Genomic DNA, 19,381 nt, shown 5'->3' with positions numbered 1-19,381 from the left:
CTACACAGCAGCTCCTTTCCTGATGTATAAGCAGGTCCCTTTTCAGAACAGCGCCTCACCGCCCGTTTTCAGGGCGCGGCCTCAAGGGCTCGAACGGCAGCAATGATCGACCAGGACATCCTGCGGGAAAAATTGCAGGCGTTGAAGATCGAACACCGTGATCTGGATGAAATTATCCAGCGCCTGTCTGACGGGTCGGCTTTCGATCAGCTCCAGCTGCAGCGTCTCAAGAAGCGCAAGCTTTTGCTGCGCGACCATATCCTGCGCATCGAAAGCGAACTCTTGCCCGATATCATCGCGTGATCCGCTGAAGCGCCCGTGCCATCCGCCGGGCGCTTTGATCTTTTGACCATCCCGAGGCCGGCTGGAATGCTTTCGCTTCCTTGCCCCCGGACCTTCATTTTGAAAAGCCGCCCCGAAAGAGGCCCTTGGTAACCAGGAAACCCGATGTCCGAAGCAAGCCCGCAAAACGCCCCTCTGGTCGCTATCGTCATGGGAAGCCAGTCCGACTGGCCGACGATGGAACATGCCGCCCGCGTGCTGGAGGAGCTGGGTGTGCCCTATGAGGCACGCATCGTCTCCGCCCACCGCACGCCGGACCGGCTGGTGGAATTTGCCAAGTCGGCACGCGGCCTCGGCTTCAAGACCATCATCGCCGGTGCCGGCGGCGCCGCACACCTGCCGGGCATGGTTGCTTCGATGACGCCGTTGCCGGTTTTCGGCGTTCCAGTCGAATCGAAGGCGCTTTCCGGCTGGGACAGCCTGCTTTCCATCGTGCAGATGCCGGGCGGCGTGCCGGTCGGCACGCTGGCTATCGGCAAGGCCGGCGCCATCAACGCCGCGCTCATCTCCGCCTCCGTGCTGGCCCTGAATGACCCGGCGCTGGCTGAACGGCTTGATGCCTTCCGCGCCCGCCAGACCGAAAGCGTGGCGGAGAAGCCGGAATGAGCAGCGCGCACCGGCAGCTGCTGCCGCTCAAGGCTAATTCCGTTATCGGCATTCTGGGCGGCGGGCAGCTTGGCCGCATGACGGCGCTGGCGGCCGCTCGACTCGGCTATCGCTGCCATATCTTCCATCCCGAGGCGGAAAGCCCGGCGGCGGAAGTCAGCGCCTTTGCCACGCGCGCTGAATGGGACGATGAAGCCGCGCTGGCGGCTTTTGCCGATAGCGTCGATGTGGTGACGCTGGAATTTGAAAATGTGCCGGCGGCGGCTCTTTCCTTTCTGGAAGCGCGCGTGCCGGTGATGCCCGGCGCCTCGGTGCTCTCGATCACCCAGCACCGGGTGCTGGAGAAGGATTTTGTGAAGGCGCAGGGCGCTGAGACGGCCCCCTATCGCGCCGTGCGCTCTCTGGAAGAGCTGAGGGCCGCGGTTGCCGAGATCGGCAGCCCCTGCGTGCTCAAGACCTGCCGCTTTGGCTATGACGGCAAGGGGCAGGCGAAGCTCTGGGCCGACAGTGATCTGGCTGCAATCTGGGGAAGCCTCAAGACCGACGATGCCATTCTCGAAGGCTTCGTGAACTTCACCTGCGAGGTGTCGGTCATCGTTGCGCGCGGGCGGGACGGGCAGGTGGTGAGCTTCCCGGTGGTGGAGAACCGCCACGCCAACCATATCCTCGACGAAACGCACGTTCCGGCAGCCATCGATCCGCGTGTGGCGGAAGAGGCGCGGCGGGTGGCCGCTGCCGTTGTGGCCGGTTTTGCCGATTTTGCCGGCCTGCTCGCCATCGAGATGTTCGTGACCGCGGACGGGCACGTGCTCGTCAACGAGATGGCGCCGCGCCCGCATAACAGCGGGCACTGGAGCATGGATGGCGCGGTGACCGACCAGTTCGAGCAGCTGGTGCGCGCGGTCAGCGGCCACGCACTGGGCTCAACCGACATTCTGCGCCCCTGCGTGATGAAGAACCTGCTGGGGGACGACATCCTCAAGGTGCCGGAGCTGATGAAGAAGCCGGGCGCCCGGGTGCATCTCTACGGCAAGAGCGAGGCCAAGCCGGGCCGCAAGATGGGCCATGTGAACTTCATGGGCATCGAGGGAGGTGCCGGCTAGGCCGGCCCATCCTTTCTGCCTTGCACAGGCAACAACAAAAGCCCGCCGAAAAATCGGCGGGCTTTTGTTTGTGTCGGCATCCCGGCGGGCCGGGATCGCTGTCGCGCGGGGCTCAAGAGGGCCGCTTTGGACAAAACGGCCCGCCTTGGGTAAGGCTCAGTAGCCCTCGCGGTCCAGGCGCTTGCGAAGCAGCTTGCGCACGCGGCGCACGGCTTCAGCCTTCTCACGAGCCTTCTTCTCAGACGGCTTTTCGTAGTTCCGGCGGAGCTTCATCTCACGGAAGATGCCTTCGCGCTGCATCTTCTTCTTCAGAGCGCGCAACGCCTGGTCGACGTTGTTATCGCGAACGAGTACCTGAACTATCTTCCTCACTCCTTCGACTGGACCTTGAGGGGCCTTTGTCCTCCAACTGGACGGGCCCCTTGGGGTGGCTGGCTAAAGGCCGGCGGCATGCCATCCGGCCCAAGGCTTTTCTCTTGCAAAAAGCCCCATCGCGTAGCGGCGGCGTTTAGCACGACGCATACACGAGAGGCAACGAATTTCCTGAGGGAAGGAGGAGCCCTCCTTTCCACGTGGGCGTAAAATAGCGCCGGCCCTTGCCAAGCACAAGGCGGGAGGGGCGAAAAAAGGCTGCCAAATCCAAGATTTTCGCCGAAAATCGGCAGGTTGCCGCCATATGTGGTGGGTTTGATGAGGGACAGGCATGGCTCAGTTGCCAATCGTGCGTATGGGACATCCGGTTTTGCGGCAAAGGGCGGCGGAAGAGGCCCGGATTCCCTCCGAAGATCTGCCCGCACTGGTCGCCGACATGATCGAGACGATGGGCGCGGAGAGCGGAGTCGGCCTTGCCGCGCCGCAGATCGGCCTTGCCCGCCGCATCATCGTGTACCGGGTGCCGGCAGCCCGGCAGGCGGGGGAAGCGGCACCGGACAGCGGGCTGGAGGCGCCGCGCGCCCTCATCAACCCGGTGCTGGAGCCGGTAGGGGACGAGGTGGTGGCCGGCTGGGAGGGCTGCCTTTCCATGCCGGGCCTGCGCGGTATCGTGCCGCGCTGGAACAGCGTGCGCTTCAGCGGCGTTGATGTTGAAGGAAAGCCGGTCGAAGGCATCGCCAGCGGATTTCATGCCCGCGTGCTGCAGCATGAGGTCGATCATCTCGATGGCGTGCTCTATATCGACCGGATGGAGGATTTTGCCTCTCTTACCTATATGGAGGAGTGGCACCATCATCTGGCTCCGTCCGCCGTGCAGAACGCCGGCCTGGCGGATGGCGACAAGGGAGAGTGACATCATGGCCGAACTCGATCTGGACAAGCTGGCTGAAGCCGAACGCGATGCCATTCTGGAAGCGACGCTGCCGAATGTGCTGTTCGATGGCTGGAGTGAGAAGGCGATGATGGAAGGGGCCGTGGCCTCCGGCCGCCCGGCAGAAGCCGCGCTCGCCGAATTCCCCGCTGGCGCCATCGACATGATTGCCCATTTCAGCGACTGGGCCGACCGCAAGATGATCGGCCAGCTGGAAGGCAACGATCTCGCCGCCTTGAAGGTGCGCCAGCGCGTGGCGCTGGCCGTGCGCACGAGGCTGGAGGTGCTGGAACCGCACAAGGATGCCCTGCGCGCTGCCTTTGCCCGCCTTGCGCTGCCTTTCAATGCGCCGCTTGCCTCAAAGCTGGTGTGGAAAAGCTGCGACGCCATCTGGTGGCTCGCCGGCGATACGGCAACGGACTTCAACCACTATACCAAGCGGGCGCTGCTGGCGGGTGTCATCACCTCCACCACGCTCTACTGGCTGGACGATGCCAGCGAAGGCCATGCCGACAGCTGGCAGTTCCTCGACCGGCGCATTGCCGATGTGCTGAAGATCGGCGGCACGGCAGCAAAGGTGCTGAGCTACACGCCCGATACCAGCCACTTGAAGCGCTTCCTGCCGGACCTGCCATCGCCGGCCCGTTTCTTCCGCGCGCTCAAGCGGGAAGAGCGCGCTTCCTGAGTTTGTCCGGGGCGGTTTCCGGCCGGGCTCAGGCCCGCCAGATGCCGGGATGCAGGAACACCAGCAGCGTCGTGAGTTCAAGGCGGCCGAGCAGCATGCCGGCCGACAGCATCCATTTGGCGCTGAGCGGCAGCGGCGCGAAATTGCCGGCCGGGCCGATGACGTCCCCCATGCCGGGGCCGACATTGGCGAGTGCCGTGGCCGAGCCGGAAAGCGCCGTCACCATGTCGAGCCCGGTGGCCGAAAGGCCTATGGAAAGTGCGGCCCAGGTGCCCACCCACAGTGTGACGAAACCCAGCAGCGAGTTGGCGACCTCCGGCGAGATCATGCGGTCGGCATAATGCGGCACTTCCACCGCGCGCGGATAGATCATGCGGTGCAGGTTGGCGCGGGTGATGCGGTAGAGCGCAATCAGGCGGAACATCTTGAGGCCGCCCGCCGTCGATCCCGAGCTGCCGCCGACAAAGGTGATGGCGAACATGATGAGGATCACGAACGGCCCCCAGGTGGTGTAGTCCGCGGTCACGAAGCCTGTCGTGGTGATGACGGAGACGACGGAAAACACGCTGTCTCTCAGTGCCGTCAGCGGCTCGATGCCCTTGTGCACGGTGGCATAAGCGGCAATCGCCACGCTGGCGGCCGCCGTAATGCCGATCATCAGCCTGAGCTGGCCGTCCCGCCACAGCGCCATCGGTTCGCCGGAGAGCACCCGCAGATAAAGCACGAAGGTGGTGGCGCCGAGCAGCATGGTCACGATCAGCACCAGCTCGATGGCGAAGCTGTGATAGTGGCCGATGGAGGCGTCGTAATTGGCAAAGCCGCCGGTGGCGATGGCCGTCATCGCATGGCAGATGGCGTCGAACGGCGTCATGCCGGCAATGCCGAGCGCGATGGCGGAAAGGGCGGTGAGGCCGGTATAGACCAGCAGCGTTGCCGCCGCGATCTGCGCGGCACGCGGGCGCACCTTGTCCTGCTGGTCGATGCTGGCGATCTGGAAGATCTGCATGCCGCCCACCCGCATGAGGGGCAGCAGCGCAATCGACACCATGATGATGCCGATACCGCCATACCACTGCAAAAGAGCGCGCCACAGCAGGATGCCCGCCGGTTTGGCATCAAGCCCGACCATCACGGTGGAGCCGGTGGTGGTGAGCGCCGAGACGGTTTCGAACACGGAATCCGCCATGGTCGGCAGATGGCCGCCGAAGCGGAAGGGCAGGGCGCCGATGAGCGATACCGACAGCCACGAGGCGGCGGTGAACCAGAAGGCCTGCCGCGCATCGAGGCGCGCACCGTCGCTGCCGCTGCGGTTGGCGAAAACCAGCACGAGACCGAAATAGAGCGTGACGCCGGCCGAAACGCCAAAGCTCTTCCAGTCGCGCTGCCCGGTGGCGAGATCGGCCAGCGCCGGTATCACCATCATCAGGGCAAGCGAGGTCCAGAGAATGCCGAGCAGGAAGAGAATGGGTCTGGTTCTGTTAAGCATGGCGTCCTGAAATCGCCTTATTGCCCGGGCGGGCGTCTGGCGGCCGTGACCTGCCGGATGACGTACAGAGAAAGCCTTTGGCGTCAACATGCTTTCGGCTTTTGCCGCGCCCTTTATCCCTGCCGGCAGACCGTGCTGGACCAGGGGTAAGCCGGCCCCGTGCAAGGCGCTAATTCCACAAACCCGCCCCAAATCCGCCAAAGCGCCCGTCTTTGATGGAGGCTCGCCGGAAGCCCCGAGTGCTGCCGGCAGGGCCGGCATGTACGGAGAGCGTTCCGCTGCCCGGTCCGGAAGAGGCGAGAGACGATGGCCAGAAATATGGTGCCAGGACTTGTGGCACCGGCCCGGCACCCCGCGGGCATGGACCTTCCGGGTGCGCGGCCGACAAAACAGTCGCATCCCTTGCGCACCGCCGCGCTGGTGCTGGCCGGGCTTGCCGTTGTTGCAGCGGCAGCCCTGACGGCCGGTGTCGGCGGACGAGATGCAGCAAGCCCTGCGGCAGCTCCGGCAGCGGCCGCACTGCCAGTGACCGTGCTGGATGGCGACACCATTGCGCTCAACGGCGTGCCGCTGCGCCTTGCCGGCATCGATGCGCCTGAACTGGGGCAGACCTGCCGTGTCGGCGGGCAGATGCGCGAGTGCGGGCTTGAGTCGGCTTATGCGCTGCGCAAGCTGGTGGCTGTGAGCGGTGGCGGGCTGGAATGCCAGCCGGCGACGGCCGGCTCCGTGCTTTGTTATGCCGGCGGGCGCGATCTGGGCCTGATGCAGGTTGCCGCCGGCCATGCCGTGGTGACGGCGAGCGCCGATCCTTCTTATGCCGATGGCGAGGACAAGGCCCGTACCGCCCGGCTGGGCATCTGGGGCACCTCGTTCCTCTCGCCGTCGGAATGGCGGGCCGGGGCGCGGCTGGAGGGCGTGCCGCCGGCCTACTGTGCCGTCAAGCTGGTGGTGCATAACGACCGGCCCTATTTCGTGACCCGGCTGGACGATAATTTCCAAGGTTACCACGCCCTGCGTTGCTTCGACGGGCTTGGCGAGGTGCGAAAGCAGGGTATCGACTGGATCGGCGAGGCCCGCTGACCCAGCCGCGGTGCTGGCCGGCACTGCCTGACGGCCGTTGAAAATCCTGCCGGCTCTTGCCCGGCCCTGCCTTATCTGCGACCACGGCCCTTTGACAGGCAGGCTCCCGCAGTGTGGGGCAGGGCAGGAGGGCAGCATGGTCAGGCTCGACCGTATCTATACCCGTGGCGGCGACCGGGGCGAGACCAGCCTTGGCGATGGCAGCCGCGTGGCCAAGGACAGTTTGCGTGTTGCCGCTTATGGCGACATCGACGAGCTGAATGCGGTGCTCGGCCTTGCGATCTGCGAGGCGGCTGCGGACGCGGCATTCGTGGCCGATCTTTCCCGCCTTCAAAATGATCTCTTCGACCTTGGCGCCGATCTGTGCGTGCCCCAGTCCTCAGAAGAGAGGGCGGAAGGGGAGGCACCCCGCAAGTCGCGCCTGCGCATCCGGCCCGATCAGGTAACGGCGCTGGAAGCCTGGATTGACCGGGTCAATGAAGCCTTGCCGCCGCTCACCTCCTTCATCCTGCCCGGCGGCACCCGCCTTGCCGCCCAGCTGCATGTCGCCCGCACAGTCTGCCGCCGCGCGGAAAGGGCGGTCGCGGCCCTTGCAAGGGCGGAAACCGTCAATCCTGCCGCCCTTGAATATGTGAACAGGCTGTCGGACCTTCTGTTCGTGCTGGCCCGCGCTGCCAATCCGCCCGGTGCGGAGCCGCTCTGGCAACCGGGAGGGGGCAGCTCTGTGTCGTGATCCGGCCGCCGTCAGCAGCAGGGATATCGCGTTCCCGGTTCAGCCGGATGCCTTGCCCACCACCTCTGGCGCGGCGTCGAAGCAGGCAATCAGCATCTCGGTGAGAACGCGTATCTTGCGCGCCGGATGTGGCCCCGGTGGGCGAACGACAAAGATGCCCGCCGGCCGGATCGGGTAGCGCTTCATCACCTCCACCAGTGCGCCCGAGGCAAGGTGCTCGTGAATGAGCCCTTCAGGGAGGTAGGCGACCCCCAGTCCCGCCAGGGCGGCAGCCACCAGAGCCATCCCGTTATCTGCCTTGAAGTATCCTTGCGGGTGGAGGGTGACCACACTTTCGCCGTCCATGAACTGCCAGGTCTCGGTACCCTGCATGACAGCCTGATGGGTCAGCAGCTCATCGGGGGTCTCCGGTGCGCCCTGCGCTTCAATATAGGCCGGGCTCGCAACCAGCTTTCCGTAGATCGGGCCGACGCGTCTTGCCACCAGGTTGGAATCCTGCAGGTGACCAAGGCGGATGGCGCAATCGTAACCTTCCGCGATGAGATCGACGAAACGGTCCGTGTAACAGGTGTGAACCTGCAGATGAGGGTGGCGGCGCGCCAGCTCCGCGAACACGGCGGCAAAATGGGTCGGCCCGAACGAGAGTGGCGCTGCAACGCGCAGCCGGCCGCGAAGCTCGCCCGCCGGCAGGATCGTCTCCCTGGCGACATCGATTTCGGCGCAGACCTTGGCGGCATGGTCCCTGAAGGTGGTGCCGGCTTCGGTCAGGGCGGCGCCGCGGGTCGTTCTGGCAAGCAGCTGAACGCCGAGGTCGGCTTCAAGCCGTGCGAGCCGCCGGCTGACGATCGACTTGGAGACGCCGAGCCGTCGCGCGGCTGGGCTCAACCCTCCGGCGTCAGCGACTTCCACGAATGTGCGCAGCTCTTCGATATCCAAATCTGCGTTCCCCAATGCGCGACACAGCTTGTCAGCTATGGGGTCTACCGCGCCGGATAGGGGAACGGCAAGAGTCTGCCCGGACAACGCGCCGTCGGCGCCTGTCTCCGCAAGCCCTGTGGCGGATACAATGGCAGCAAAGGATTTGATGATGACGTTTCGTAATGGCCTCGCTTCGCTTCTTCGCCCCGAAGACTCAGTGCTGGTGCTGATTGACCACCAGCCCTACCAGCTCGCGAATGTGAACAGCCACGAACCCCAGATGGTGATCAACAATACGGCGGGTCTGGCAAAGGCCGCCAGGGCCTTTGGTGTTCCCACAATCCTCACCACGGTCATCGCCGCGCGTGGCGGCCTTCTGTTTCCGCAGATCACCGAGGTCTTCCCCGGTCAGGAGGTGATCGACCGGACCTTCATCAACACGTGGGAAGATCAAAAGGTCGTCGATGCCGTCAAGGCAACCGGCCGCAAGCAGCTGATCATTGCCGGCCTCTGGACCGAGGTGTGCGTGGCGATGCCCACAATCCAGGCTCTGGGTGAAGGCTGGGGTGTGACCGTTGTCACCGATGCGTGCGGCGGTGTCTCGGTCGAGGCGCATGACGTTGCCATCAAGCGCATGATTGCGGCCGGGGCAAATATGATGACCTGGCTTGCGGTGGCCGCTGAATGGCAGCGCGACTGGGCCCGGGCCGAGCAGGCTGCCGCATTGACCGAAGTGATCACGCAGCATGCCGGCGGCAGCGGTATCGCTTACCTGTGGGAGCAGCAGCTGCTCAATACGCCTGTGCCGGGTATAGCGGGCTAGGCTGGGTCGGGGATGGCGTGAAGCCGGGGCGATGTGGTTCAGGCTGAAAGGTCGCACCGGCTCCGCCATCCCGCCTCAGGGGGCGTCCCCCCCTCGCCGGAGGCCTCGCCTGTACGCTCTACGATGGGATCGTGGGCTGCCGCGAGCCAGCCGGCCATCGAAGACAGATCTCCCGTTATCCGGATGTCACCCAGATCAAGAGCCCGATTGTAGGTCAGGGCATAGGCCGGATCGGCAAGGGGAAGCCGGTTCAGGACGTGGGCGACGGCGGCGCTTACCTCGATTGTGACATCGCCCTGCTCGTCAATATCCACGCCTGCCCGGAACACCGGTTTGCTTGCGACAAGATCAAACCGCAGGCCCTGCAGGCGCCCGTTCGGAAGCTTTGTGCCGTCGCTGTAACGCTCCACGAGCGACCAGTTCAGGTCTGGCGGCAGGTTGGCCTGCGAGGCTGCCTCGCACATCACCCTGCCGACCATCTCGAACCATTCCACGCTGCCGTGCGGGAGTTTGGCTGCGGGGCTCATCCGGCGTTCCCTTCCGGCATCACAATGAGCACGATCTTGCCCCGGATATGGCCGGCAGCGGCACGCTCGTGGGCCCGGCGCGCTTCGGCGAGGGGAAAGCGGCTGTCGATCCCGAGACGGATCGTGCCCTTGTCCAGAAGCGGTGCGATCTCGGCCAGCTGGGCCCCGCTGGAGCGAACCTGCGTGGTGGAGATGGTAACCCCGCGCTGCCCGGCTTCCTCGCTGCCGTTGAAGCCCAGAGGGAAAACCGGAAACAGCGCGCCGCCCCGTTTCAGCGTGCGCAGGAAGCGGCCGGCCGCGGGACCTCCCACCGTGTCGATGACGAGATCAAGGTCGCGGAGGATATCCTCAGGGGGCGTGCTGCCATAATCGACGAACTCATCGGCGCCGATATCCCGCAGGAAGGCCTCGTGGCCGGCCGAGGCGACCGCAATCACCCGCGCCCCGCGCCATTTGGCCAACTGCACCGCCAGATGGCCAACGCCGCCTGCCGCGCCATTGACCAGCACGGTCCTGCCTTCAAGGGGAACAGGCCTATGCCGGGCGGGTTGCAGCGGGTTTGGTGCATCATGTCCGGGGTCGATCAGAAACTGCCAGGCCGTCAGCAGCGACATCGGTGCCGCCGCGGCATGTACATGGTCGATTCCGGCAGGTTTGCGGGCCAGTTCCGATGCCGGGACGGCCACATAGTCGGCATAGGCGCTGCTTTCGCCCGCCAGACCGGCAGGGAAGCGGACCATGGCGTAGACGGCGTCGCCGACGACGAAACCCTGCACATCCCCGGCAACCGCAGCGACGGTGCCCGAGATATCCGTTCCGGGAATGGCCGGCAGGCGAATTTCCGGCTGCCACTCTGGCGGAAGCATTTTGTAACCGTCGCGCAGATACCAGTCCGGCGGGTTGAGGCCGATGGCGTGGACGCGGACGAGAACCTCGCCCGCCTTGATCTGCGGCTTCGGTGCGTCCTCATAGACCAGCACCTCGGGGCCGCCAAAAGAATGCAGCCGGACAGCTTTCATCATCTCACGCACAAGAACCTCCATAGCGGGCGTGTGAACCGGCTATCGGTCTAAGGTGCTGCGTGTGGATTGATAATTGCGCTCGTTTTTAATTTAATAATGCCATGAAGGAACAAATGGCATTGGAACGCCTGACCGGGCTGATCGCCTTTGCGCGTGCCGGGGCGCTGGGCAGCTTTACGGCAGCAGCGCGATCGCTTGCCATATCGCCCTCGGCTGTGAGCAAGAGCGTTCAACGTCTTGAGCAGCAACTGGGCGTTTCGCTTTTTACCCGAACCACCCGCTCGCTGACCCTGACCCCGGAAGGCAGGGAATTGCATGAACGGGCGCTGCGGCTGCTGCAGGATGCCGAGGAAATCGAGCAGGCGGCAAAAGCCGTGCGCGACGAACCGGCAGGCCCCTTGCGGATCGCGGCCTCGCTGCCTGTCGGGCTCCATCTGATCGCGCCGGCTTTGCCGGCCTTTCGCGCGCTTTATCCGAAGGTAACAATCGACCTGCGGCTCGATGATCGCCTGGTGGATATCGCCGAACAGGGCATCGATATCGCGGTCCGTATCGGGGAACTGGCGGATTCCCGCCTGTTGTTCCGCCGGCTTGCCCCGATGCGGCTTTGCGCTTTCGCCGCGCCTTCCTATCTGGCTGCGCGCGGTGTCCCGGGGCATCCGGAGGAGCTGGCATCCCACGAAACGGTCAATCTGAGATATCAGAGCAGCGGCCAGCTTTTTCGCTGGCCGTTCCGGGTGGGGGAGCGCGAGATCGAAATTCTGCCTGCCTCGAGCGTCGTGGTGGATGCCGGAGAAGCGGTGCTGGCGACCCTGATTGCCGGCGGCGGTATCGGAATCAGCGCCTCTTTTATCGCCGCGCCCTATGTGGCAAGGGGGGAACTCGTTCCAGTCCTTGCGGACTTTGCGGTGGTGCGGGATGCCATCACGGTCCTGTGGCCGGCGAGCCGCCGCGCCAATCCCGCGGTGCGTGCCTTTCTGGACTATCTCCCCGACGCCGCCGGCAGGCTGATGGGGGCGGCAAGCCTGCCGTCCTGATGATTTCTCTTCGGCGCATCACTTTGGGAGAGGAGTGCCCTGACCCGCTCGTCCTTCCCAAAACGGGTGGCACCCTCTCTTTCCAGCCATTGCATTAAGACATAAAGATATGTTTATATATGTGCGGCAGTCGCGATTTGCTGGCATCGGCAGGCGCTGCACGCTACATCACACCGCGGCCAGACTTTGACAGGGCCGCGCGCGACGGAGATTACGGCCATGGCCGGCACGGCAAAGCTGAGCATCGAGTTCTTTCCGCCCAAGACGGAAGAGGCGGAGAAGGAACTTTGGGAGGCGCTCACGAAGCTCGGCAAGATCAAGCCGCGTTTCGTCTCGGTGACCTATGGCGCCGGCGGATCGACCCGCGACCGTACCACCCGCATCGTGCGCGAAATCATGGCCGGCGGTCGCTTCAAGCCGGCAGCGCATCTCACCTGCGTTGGCCACACGAAGGAAGAGGTGGATGCCCTTGCCCGCGAATGGCAGGCGCTCGGCATCAACCATATCGTGGCGCTGCGCGGAGACCCGCCGCAGGGTCAGGGCAAGTACACGCCGCATCCGGGCGGGTATAATAATGCTGCCGATCTGATCGGCGGCCTGCGCCGGATTGGCGAGTTCGAGATTTCTGTGGGTGCCTATCCGGAAAAGCATCCGGACTCACCGTCGCTGGAAGCCGATCTCGACAATCTCAAGGCCAAGTTCGATGCCGGCGGTACGCGCGGCCTCACCCAGTTCTTCTTCGATGTCGATGCCTACCTGCGCTGGCGCGACCTGATCGTGGCGCGGGGCATCACGGCGGAGATCGTGCCAGGTATTCTGCCGATCGCCAATTTCACCCGCGCCGTGCAGTTTGCCGCCCAGTGCGGCGCGCGCGTGCCGGATGAACTGCACCGGCGTTTTGCCGGCACGGAGGACGACGCCAGGGCGCACCGGGCCGTGGCGCGCGCCGTGTGCGTGGAAATGTGCCGCCGCCTGATGGAGGAGGGGGTGGATGCCTTCCACTTCTATACCCTCAACCGAGCGGCGCTGACCCTTGATGTGTGCCGCGAGCTTGGCCTCATCGCTCTTGACGAAGCTGCCTGAATTCCCCTGAAACGCGCGTTCTCCGGCCTTCCCCCTCGGCCGGAGCCTTCCCGCGCCGGAGTTGCTGCCATGACCCGTGCAGAACGTATTGCCCGCCTTTATCAGGAAGCCGACCGCCGTATCCTCGTGATCGATGGCGCCATGGGCACCATGATCCAGCGCTACAAGCTGGAGCTGGAAGATTATGCCGGCGAGCGTTTTGCGAACTGGCCGGTGGATGTGAAGGGCAACAACGACCTGCTCTCCATCACCAAACCGGAGATTATCCGCGAAATCCACGGCCAGTATCTGGCTGCCGGCGCGGATATTCTGGAGACGAACACCTTTTCCTCCACCACCATCGCGCAGGCCGACTACCAGATGCAGTCGGTGGCCTATGAGATGAATGTGGCGGGCGCCCGCGTGGCGCGCGAGGCGGCCGACGCGTGGGAAGCCGCGCATCCGGGCAGCGTCAAATGGGTGGCGGGCGCCGTTGGCCCCACCAACCGCACCGCTTCCATCAGCCCGGATGTGAATGACCCCGGTTACCGCAATGTGAGCTTTGACGAGCTGCGCGGGGCCTATGCCGAGGCGGCGAAGGGGCTGATCGAAGGCGGCGCCGATATCCTGCTGGTCGAGACCATCTTCGATACCCTCAATGCCAAGGCCGCGCTCTTTGCCATCGAGGAAGTGTTTGAGGCGCTGGATATCAAGCTGCCGGTCATGATCTCCGGCACCATCACCGATCTTTCCGGCCGCACGCTCTCCGGCCAGACGCCGGAAGCGTTCTGGAACTCGGTGCGGCATGTGCAGCCTTTTTCCGTCGGCTTCAATTGCGCGCTGGGCGCCGAGCAGATGCGCCCGTTCCTGGCCGAGCTGGCGCGGGTTGCCGATACACGCATCAGCGTTTATCCCAATGCCGGCCTGCCCAACGCCTTTGGCGGCTACGACGAGACCCCGCACCAGACCGGCCATCACCTGCATGAGTGGGCGCATGACGGGCTGGTCAACATCGTCGGCGGCTGCTGCGGCACCACGCCGGACCATATCCACGCCATCGCCGACGGCGTGAAGTCGGAAAGTGCCCGCACCGTGCCCGCACGGCCGCGCGGCCTGCGTCTTAGTGGCCTTGAACCTTTTGAGCTTGTGTGAGCGATGACCCAGACCACCGCCCGCTTCATCAATGTCGGTGAACGCACCAACGTTACCGGTTCGGCCAAGTTCAAGAAGCTGATCGTCGAAGGTCAGTACGAGGCCGCGCTTGACGTGGCGCGCGACCAGGTGACGGGCGGCGCGCAGATTGTCGACGTCAACATGGATGAGGGTTTGCTGGACAGCGAGGCCGCGATGGTCCGCTTCCTCAACCTCATGGCGTCGGAGCCCGATATCGCCCGCGTGCCGGTGATGATCGACAGTTCCAAATGGAGCGTCATCGAAGCCGGCCTTAAATGCGTGCAGGGCAAGGCCATCGTCAATTCCATCTCCATGAAGGAAGGCGTCGAGCCCTTCCTTGCCCAAGCGCGCAAGGTCAAGCGCTATGGCGCCGCCGTGGTGGTGATGGCATTTGACGAGGTGGGGCAGGCGGAGACAACAGAGCGCAAGTTCGAGATCTGCAAGCGCGCTTATAATCTGCTGGTGGATGAAGTCGACTTCCCGCCGGAAGACATCATCTTCGACCCCAATATCTTCGCCGTGGCGACGGGTATCGAGGAGCATAACGAATACGCGCTTGCCTTCTTTGAAGCCTGCAAGCTCATCAAGGCCAATCTGCCTTACGCCCGCATCTCCGGCGGCCTCAGCAACGTGTCGTTTTCCTTCCGGGGTAACAACATGGTGCGTGAGGCGATGCATGCCTGTTTCCTCTACCACGCCATCCCGGCGGGGCTGGACATGGCCATCGTCAATGCCGGCCAGATGCCGGTTTATGACGACATCCCCGCCGAGCTGCGCGACGCCATCGAGGATGTCTATTTCAACCGCCGCGCCGATGCGACGGACCGCCTGCTGGAGATTGCCGAGCGCTTCAAGGGCGGCGGTGCCAAGCGCGAGGTTGATCTTTCCTGGCGCGAAGGCCCGGTGGACAAGCGCCTTGCCCATGCGCTGGTGCATGGCATCACCGATTTCATCGACGAGGATACCGAAGAGGCACGCCAGTCCTTCGACCATCCGCTGCGCGTGATCGAAGGCCCGCTGATGGATGGCATGAATGTCGTTGGCGACCTGTTCGGCGCCGGCAAGATGTTCCTGCCGCAGGTGGTGAAATCCGCCCGCGTGATGAAGAAGGCGGTTGCCTATCTGCTGCCCTATATCGAGGCACTGAAGAGCGAGGGCGACGCGAAGAACGCCGGCAAGGTGATCATGGCGACCGTCAAGGGCGACGTGCACGATATCGGCAAGAACATCGTGGGCGTCGTGCTCCAGTGCAATAACTTCGAGGTTATCGATCTTGGCGTGATGGTGCCGGCGCAGAAGATTCTCGATACCGCCAAAGAGCAGAAGGCCGACATCATCGGCCTTTCCGGCCTCATTACCCCCAGCCTTGACGAGATGTGTTATGTCGCCGCCGAGATGAAGCGGCAGGGTATGACCATCCCGCTGCTGATCGGCGGGGCCACCACCTCCAAGATGCACACGGCGGTGAAGATTGCGCCGGGCTATGACAACCCGGTTGTCTATGTGCCCGATGCCAGCCGCGCCGTGGGTGTTGCCACCAAGCTGATGGCGCCGGAGCTGAAGCCGGCCTATGTGGCCGAGGTGGCGGACGAGTATCTCAAGATGCGCGAGGCCTATGCCCGCGGTAATCAGCAGAAGGAGCGGCTGAGCTACGAGGCTGCCCGCGCCAACCGCGAGCAACTGGACTTCACCGGCGACAAGGCGCCGTTCCGGCCGAAGAAGCTCGGCCTGACGGTGCTGGAAGATTACGACCTTGCCGAGCTGGCGACCCGGATCGACTGGGGCCCCTTCTTCCAGGCGTGGGACCTGCACGGGCGTTATCCGGATATCCTTGAAGACAAGACCGTGGGCGAGACCGCGCGCGGCGTCTTCAACGATGCGCAGGAAATGCTTAAGCGCATCATCGATGAGCGCTGGTTCACCGCCCGTGCCGTCGTCGGCCTGTGGCCGGCCAATTCGGTGGGCGACGATATCGAGATTTATGGCGACGAAGGCCGCCACTCGGTGCTCACCACCATTCATACGCTGCGCCAGCAGATGGTCCGCCGGCGTGAGGAGCGCAAGAACTACGCGCTGGCCGATTTCGTGGCCCCGCGCGAAAGCGGCATTCTCGATTATATCGGCGGTTTTGCCGTTAATACCGGCATTGGCGTCGAGGAAAAGGCAAAAGAGTTCGAAGGTCAGAACAACGACTATGATGCCATCATGGTCAAGGTGCTGGCCGACCGTCTGGCCGAAGCCTTTGCCGAGCGCCTGCATGAGCGCGTGCGCCGCGAGTTTTGGGGTTATGCGGCGGACGAGACCCTCTCCAACGAGGATCTGATTGCCGAGAAATATCGCGGCATCCGCCCGGCGCCGGGGTATCCGGCCTGCCCGGACCACACGGAAAAGGGCCTGCTGTTCCCGCTGCTGGACGCGAACAAGACAGCCGGTCTGACGCTGACCGAAAACTACGCCATGTTCCCCACCGCCGCCGTCAGCGGCTGGTATTTCGGCCACCCGGATGCGGCCTATTTCGGCCTCGGCAAGATCGAGCGCGATCAGGTGGAAGACTATGCCCGCCGCAAGGGCATGTCGCTCAGCGAAATGGAGCGCTGGCTGCTGCCGAACCTCAATTATGAGGCGGGGCGGTAACTTACCCAGAGGCTTGCCAAGTTGTCTGAATACGGGGTGTGAGTCGCCTTTAGGGGAGGCTTTTCAGAAATCTCGAACATCTTTCGTATTCGTATGGAGCTATCATGCTTTTATATACAATGACCGGCAAATAAATTTTCAGAAAATGTAATTAATATCTGCGTTTATTCGAGATTTCCGGAAAAGTACACTAATATCTAATCCATATGGGTAACGATCTTGTTGCTTGGTAGTGGATCTCTGCTATCGCTTGGCCGCTGATCAAGTCCGCACTGCCGCTCGTAACGGTGTATACCAAAGGTAGTTGTCGGGCGGCTGTGGTGCAGCCTTCACATGGTCACAGGTAAATTTTACATCTTAATGATGATCAACTACGGACAAAGCGGTCGCCGTTTGCAGTTTACTCGAAAGTCCGGTCCGTAAATGTTGAGCGGATAGCGGTGTATGCCATACTGAGGTGCACGCACGCATAAAAGAGGGCATCGTGACTTCCGTTTTCGTCGCCTATGCATCTGGAAATGATTATCACAAATCCATTATTGAGAAGGCCTGCCACGACGCATCCACGGCACAGAGGAAGGTAAAGCCATGGTCACGGCTGGACACAAGCGGTCACGCCATCTCTCGGTCTGTGGAGGCTTGGATCGATGAGGCGGATGCCTTTGTGGGAGACATTTCAATTGTCAATCACAACGTAACTTATGAGATCGGTTATGCGATTGGTCTTGGGCGCCCAATTCGCTTAATAAGATCGTCCCATCTTGATTGGACGAATGTAAAATCGATTGGATTGCTCGATTCCCTTGGTCATGACGCCTATGACCTTGTGCTGCCCTTGGCTGGGGTGCTTAAGAAAGCTGATATTACGCTGAATTGGCCAAAGATTTATAAAAACAAGGATCAGCCTGTATTCTTGATGCAGCCTCCAAAGCCAACCGACACTTCTCTTCGTATTACAAGTGGTGTCAAAAAGATTGCTCGTGTCAGGTTTCGTAACTTTAATCCGTCGGAAATTAGCAGGCTTAATGCAAGCGAGGCTTATGAGCAGGTTATGTCCTCATACGGCGTCATCGTCTTTTGGGACGCGAGAGATGATGCGGAGGCCGACAGGAATAACCAAAGGGCTTCCTTTATTTTTGGCCTAGCGCGAGGTCATGGAATTCCCGCCCTCTTGATCGCCCATCAACAGGTTTCACTTCCACTTGATCTCGAAGATCAAGCGGATAGATGGGACTCGCCAGAGGGCCTTGATGCATTGGTGGCTGCATTTCGCATAAGGGTTGCGGACTACCAAAATGAATTAAGCGAAATTCGCGAGAAGAAAGGAAACTTTCTCGAAAGTCTGTCGTGTGGTGATCCGGTGGCAGAAAACGAAGCTGCTTCTCTATCGGATATTTTTTTGGAAACGGATGCTTATAAACGGGCGCTTGATGGTACGGCCAATGTTCTTGTTGGCAGGAAGGGGAGCGGAAAAACCGCAATATTTCTGAGGGTCCGGGACGTTTGCCGGGTTGATGACAATAAGCAAAATATAGTCATAGATCTTATACCGGATGGGCATCAGCTGGTTAAGATGAAGGAGTTTATTCTTGATCAGCTTGGTTTTGGTGCCCGCAAAGAGGTTATTGCAGCTTTTTGGGAGTATTTGCTTTGGCTTGAGATAGCCTACAAGATTCTTGAGAAGGATGAGCGGCGTGCATATCACGATCCGCGGCTGACCGAAGGGTATAGAGCCCTTGAGCGTTTATATGAAGCGCGAGTTGATACAGGGAAGGGTGATTTCTCAGAAAGATTAAAGCGCCTTTCCTCGAATATAATTGACAGATTTGAAGCTGCGCATCTCGACTCTGATCAGAGGCATCCTCTGAATTCGTCAACCGTACTGGAAATAATATATTTGAAGGATGTCCGCGAGCTGCGCGAATGCATTTTGGAATATTTGAGGTTAAAGGGGTTTGTTTTATTTCTGTTTGACAACTTGGACAGGTTTTGGACTCCGGGCGGCTTCAACGAAGATGACGCTCTCATCGTAGTTGGGTTAACGGAGTCGATGCAGGAGATATCAAGAAAGTTTCGGAGGAAACACCTCGATTTTAGGTGGGCAATTTTCGTCCGTAGTGACGTCTACGAATTTCTCGTCCGTGGCATGGCAGATTACGGAAAGCTTGGAGTCTTTAGTCTTGAATGGTCAGATCGTGAATTATTACGCGCTCTTTTTGTCCAGAGATTGAGCGGAAATGTTTCCGATCTTACCGACGATTGGGATGAAATTTGGCGCAGGGCGTCGGTTCAAATCGTGTCGGGGAAGCCTGTATTAGACTTCCTCATCGACGGCAGCATGATGCGGCCAAGATATCTTATTCGTCTTTTTGAGATAGCTCGCCGCCGTGCAATTACCTTTGGCAGAAATAAAATAGCTGAAGATGACTACGTTGCCGCTTTGAGGGAACTCGGCTGGCAAGTGCTTGAGGATCTAGATCGGGAGATTGTTGATCTGGTGCCAGAGGGTGCGGAATTTCTGTTTGAGCTTTTGCAGCAGAGAGATGATTTAACGCCAGATAAATTTGTCTACTTTTGCCAGAAGAAAATGAAGTCTAACGAAGATATTATTCGATTGCTCGATGTTATGATCTGGAATGGGAGTATCGGAATTCGTAATAATGGCGAATCGAAGTACATTTTTGACTGTGGGTATAAGCGTCAGTACCTTTCTTCTGTTATAAAAAATAACAGGAATCAGCCGCTCTCAATCCATCCGACCATTCTCGCCGCGGTGGAGTAGAGGCTGGTTTTCTAAACTGTCTCGCGCCAGTTGGCATTCGGTGGGCTCTTGAGCGCTTCGCGGGG

Annotated in this window: 16 protein-coding genes and 1 pseudogene; 12 read left to right on the top strand and 5 right to left on the bottom strand. The window is 61.6% G+C overall.

Annotated elements, in window-relative coordinates:
• Positions 1 to 102 precede the first annotated feature (102 nt).
• The 3 genes from QTL98_RS13720 to QTL98_RS13710 all read left to right on the top strand — a co-directional run bounded on the left by QTL98_RS13720 (position 103) and on the right by QTL98_RS13710 (position 2,051).
• Positions 103 to 303 (top strand): YdcH family protein, encoded by a 201-nt coding sequence (locus QTL98_RS13720; RefSeq protein WP_445679029.1) that lies wholly within the window; start codon positions 103 to 105, stop codon positions 301 to 303.
• Between the two features lie 144 nt (positions 304 to 447).
• On the top strand, positions 448 to 948 hold the full coding sequence (purE, locus tag QTL98_RS13715; protein WP_445679028.1) for a 5-(carboxyamino)imidazole ribonucleotide mutase: 501 nt from the start codon (positions 448 to 450) through the stop codon (positions 946 to 948).
• Positions 945 to 2,051, top strand: a complete 1,107-nt coding sequence (locus QTL98_RS13710) for a 5-(carboxyamino)imidazole ribonucleotide synthase (protein ID WP_445679027.1) — start codon at positions 945 to 947, stop codon at positions 2,049 to 2,051. Before purE ends, QTL98_RS13710 begins: the two co-directional genes overlap by 4 nt.
• A 156-nt stretch (positions 2,052 to 2,207) precedes the next feature.
• Here QTL98_RS13710 and rpsU read toward each other — a convergent pair whose 3' ends face one another.
• On the bottom strand, positions 2,208 to 2,351 hold the full coding sequence (gene rpsU, locus QTL98_RS13705) for a 30S ribosomal protein S21 (RefSeq protein WP_445679026.1): 144 nt from the start codon (positions 2,349 to 2,351) through the stop codon (positions 2,208 to 2,210).
• Positions 2,352 to 2,754: 403 nt separating this feature from the next.
• Here rpsU and def point away from each other — a divergent pair, with 403 nt between their 5' ends.
• Positions 2,755 to 3,336: a peptide deformylase gene (gene def, locus QTL98_RS13700; protein WP_445679025.1), complete on the top strand. Its 582-nt coding sequence runs from the start codon at positions 2,755 to 2,757 to the stop codon at positions 3,334 to 3,336.
• Positions 3,337 to 3,340: 4 nt separating this feature from the next.
• Positions 3,341 to 4,039, top strand: coding sequence for a COQ9 family protein (locus QTL98_RS13695; protein WP_445679024.1), 699 nt, complete (start codon positions 3,341 to 3,343; stop codon positions 4,037 to 4,039).
• A 28-nt stretch (positions 4,040 to 4,067) separates the two neighbouring features.
• On the opposite strand, the gene QTL98_RS13690 is transcribed toward QTL98_RS13695, so the two are convergent.
• Positions 4,068 to 5,525, bottom strand: a complete 1,458-nt coding sequence (locus QTL98_RS13690; RefSeq protein ID WP_445679023.1) for a TrkH family potassium uptake protein — start codon at positions 5,523 to 5,525, stop codon at positions 4,068 to 4,070.
• Between the two features lie 360 nt (positions 5,526 to 5,885).
• Here QTL98_RS13690 and QTL98_RS13685 point away from each other — a divergent pair, with 360 nt between their 5' ends.
• Complete coding sequence (locus QTL98_RS13685) at positions 5,886 to 6,605, top strand: thermonuclease family protein (protein ID WP_445679022.1); 720 nt, start codon at positions 5,886 to 5,888, stop codon at positions 6,603 to 6,605.
• 136 nt (positions 6,606 to 6,741) lie between these two features.
• Positions 6,742 to 7,338, top strand: a complete 597-nt coding sequence (locus tag QTL98_RS13680; RefSeq protein ID WP_445679021.1) for a cob(I)yrinic acid a,c-diamide adenosyltransferase — start codon at positions 6,742 to 6,744, stop codon at positions 7,336 to 7,338.
• A gap of 39 nt (positions 7,339 to 7,377) precedes the next feature.
• Here the strand turns inward: QTL98_RS13680 and QTL98_RS13675 are convergent, their stop codons facing one another.
• Positions 7,378 to 8,274, bottom strand: coding sequence for a LysR family transcriptional regulator (locus QTL98_RS13675; protein WP_445679020.1), 897 nt, complete (start codon positions 8,272 to 8,274; stop codon positions 7,378 to 7,380).
• A 151-nt stretch (positions 8,275 to 8,425) separates the two neighbouring features.
• Here QTL98_RS13675 and QTL98_RS13670 point away from each other — a divergent pair, with 151 nt between their 5' ends.
• Entirely contained in the window at positions 8,426 to 9,079 is a 654-nt protein-coding gene (locus QTL98_RS13670; protein ID WP_445682155.1) for a hydrolase, read from the top strand.
• Positions 9,080 to 9,117: 38 nt separating this feature from the next.
• Here QTL98_RS13670 and QTL98_RS13665 read toward each other — a convergent pair whose 3' ends face one another.
• Both QTL98_RS13665 and QTL98_RS13660 read right to left on the bottom strand, forming a co-directional pair.
• Positions 9,118 to 9,606: a hypothetical protein gene (locus QTL98_RS13665; RefSeq protein ID WP_445679019.1), complete on the bottom strand. Its 489-nt coding sequence runs from the start codon at positions 9,604 to 9,606 to the stop codon at positions 9,118 to 9,120.
• Complete coding sequence (locus QTL98_RS13660; protein ID WP_445682154.1) at positions 9,603 to 10,625, bottom strand: NADP-dependent oxidoreductase; 1,023 nt, start codon at positions 10,623 to 10,625, stop codon at positions 9,603 to 9,605. The genes QTL98_RS13665 and QTL98_RS13660 overlap by 4 nt, the downstream gene beginning before the upstream one ends.
• Before the next feature lie 104 nt (positions 10,626 to 10,729).
• On the opposite strand from QTL98_RS13660, the gene QTL98_RS13655 reads away from it, so the two are divergent.
• The 4 genes and pseudogenes from QTL98_RS13655 (at position 10,730) to QTL98_RS13640 (ending at position 19,316) form a co-directional block, all read left to right on the top strand.
• Positions 10,730 to 11,665 carry a LysR family transcriptional regulator gene (locus tag QTL98_RS13655; protein WP_445679018.1) on the top strand — a complete coding sequence of 312 codons (936 nt, stop codon included), beginning with the start codon at positions 10,730 to 10,732 and terminating at the stop codon, positions 11,663 to 11,665.
• A gap of 219 nt (positions 11,666 to 11,884) precedes the next feature.
• Positions 11,885 to 12,748, top strand: a complete 864-nt coding sequence (metF, locus tag QTL98_RS13650; RefSeq protein ID WP_445679017.1) for a methylenetetrahydrofolate reductase [NAD(P)H] — start codon at positions 11,885 to 11,887, stop codon at positions 12,746 to 12,748.
• 69 nt (positions 12,749 to 12,817) lie between these two features.
• Positions 12,818 to 16,534: pseudogene (metH, locus tag QTL98_RS13645) on the top strand (methionine synthase).
• Between the two features lie 484 nt (positions 16,535 to 17,018).
• Positions 17,019 to 19,316, top strand: coding sequence for a P-loop ATPase, Sll1717 family (locus QTL98_RS13640; RefSeq protein WP_445679016.1), 2,298 nt, complete (start codon positions 17,019 to 17,021; stop codon positions 19,314 to 19,316).
• Positions 19,317 to 19,381: the final 65 nt, after the last annotated feature.

The organism is Radicibacter daui, assembly GCA_030657355.1.
GTDB classification, from domain to species: domain Bacteria; phylum Pseudomonadota; class Alphaproteobacteria; order Radicibacterales; family Radicibacteraceae; genus Radicibacter; species Radicibacter daui.
Note: the sequence above shows the minus strand (reverse complement) of the source record. Positions and strands in the feature narration are given on the sequence as shown.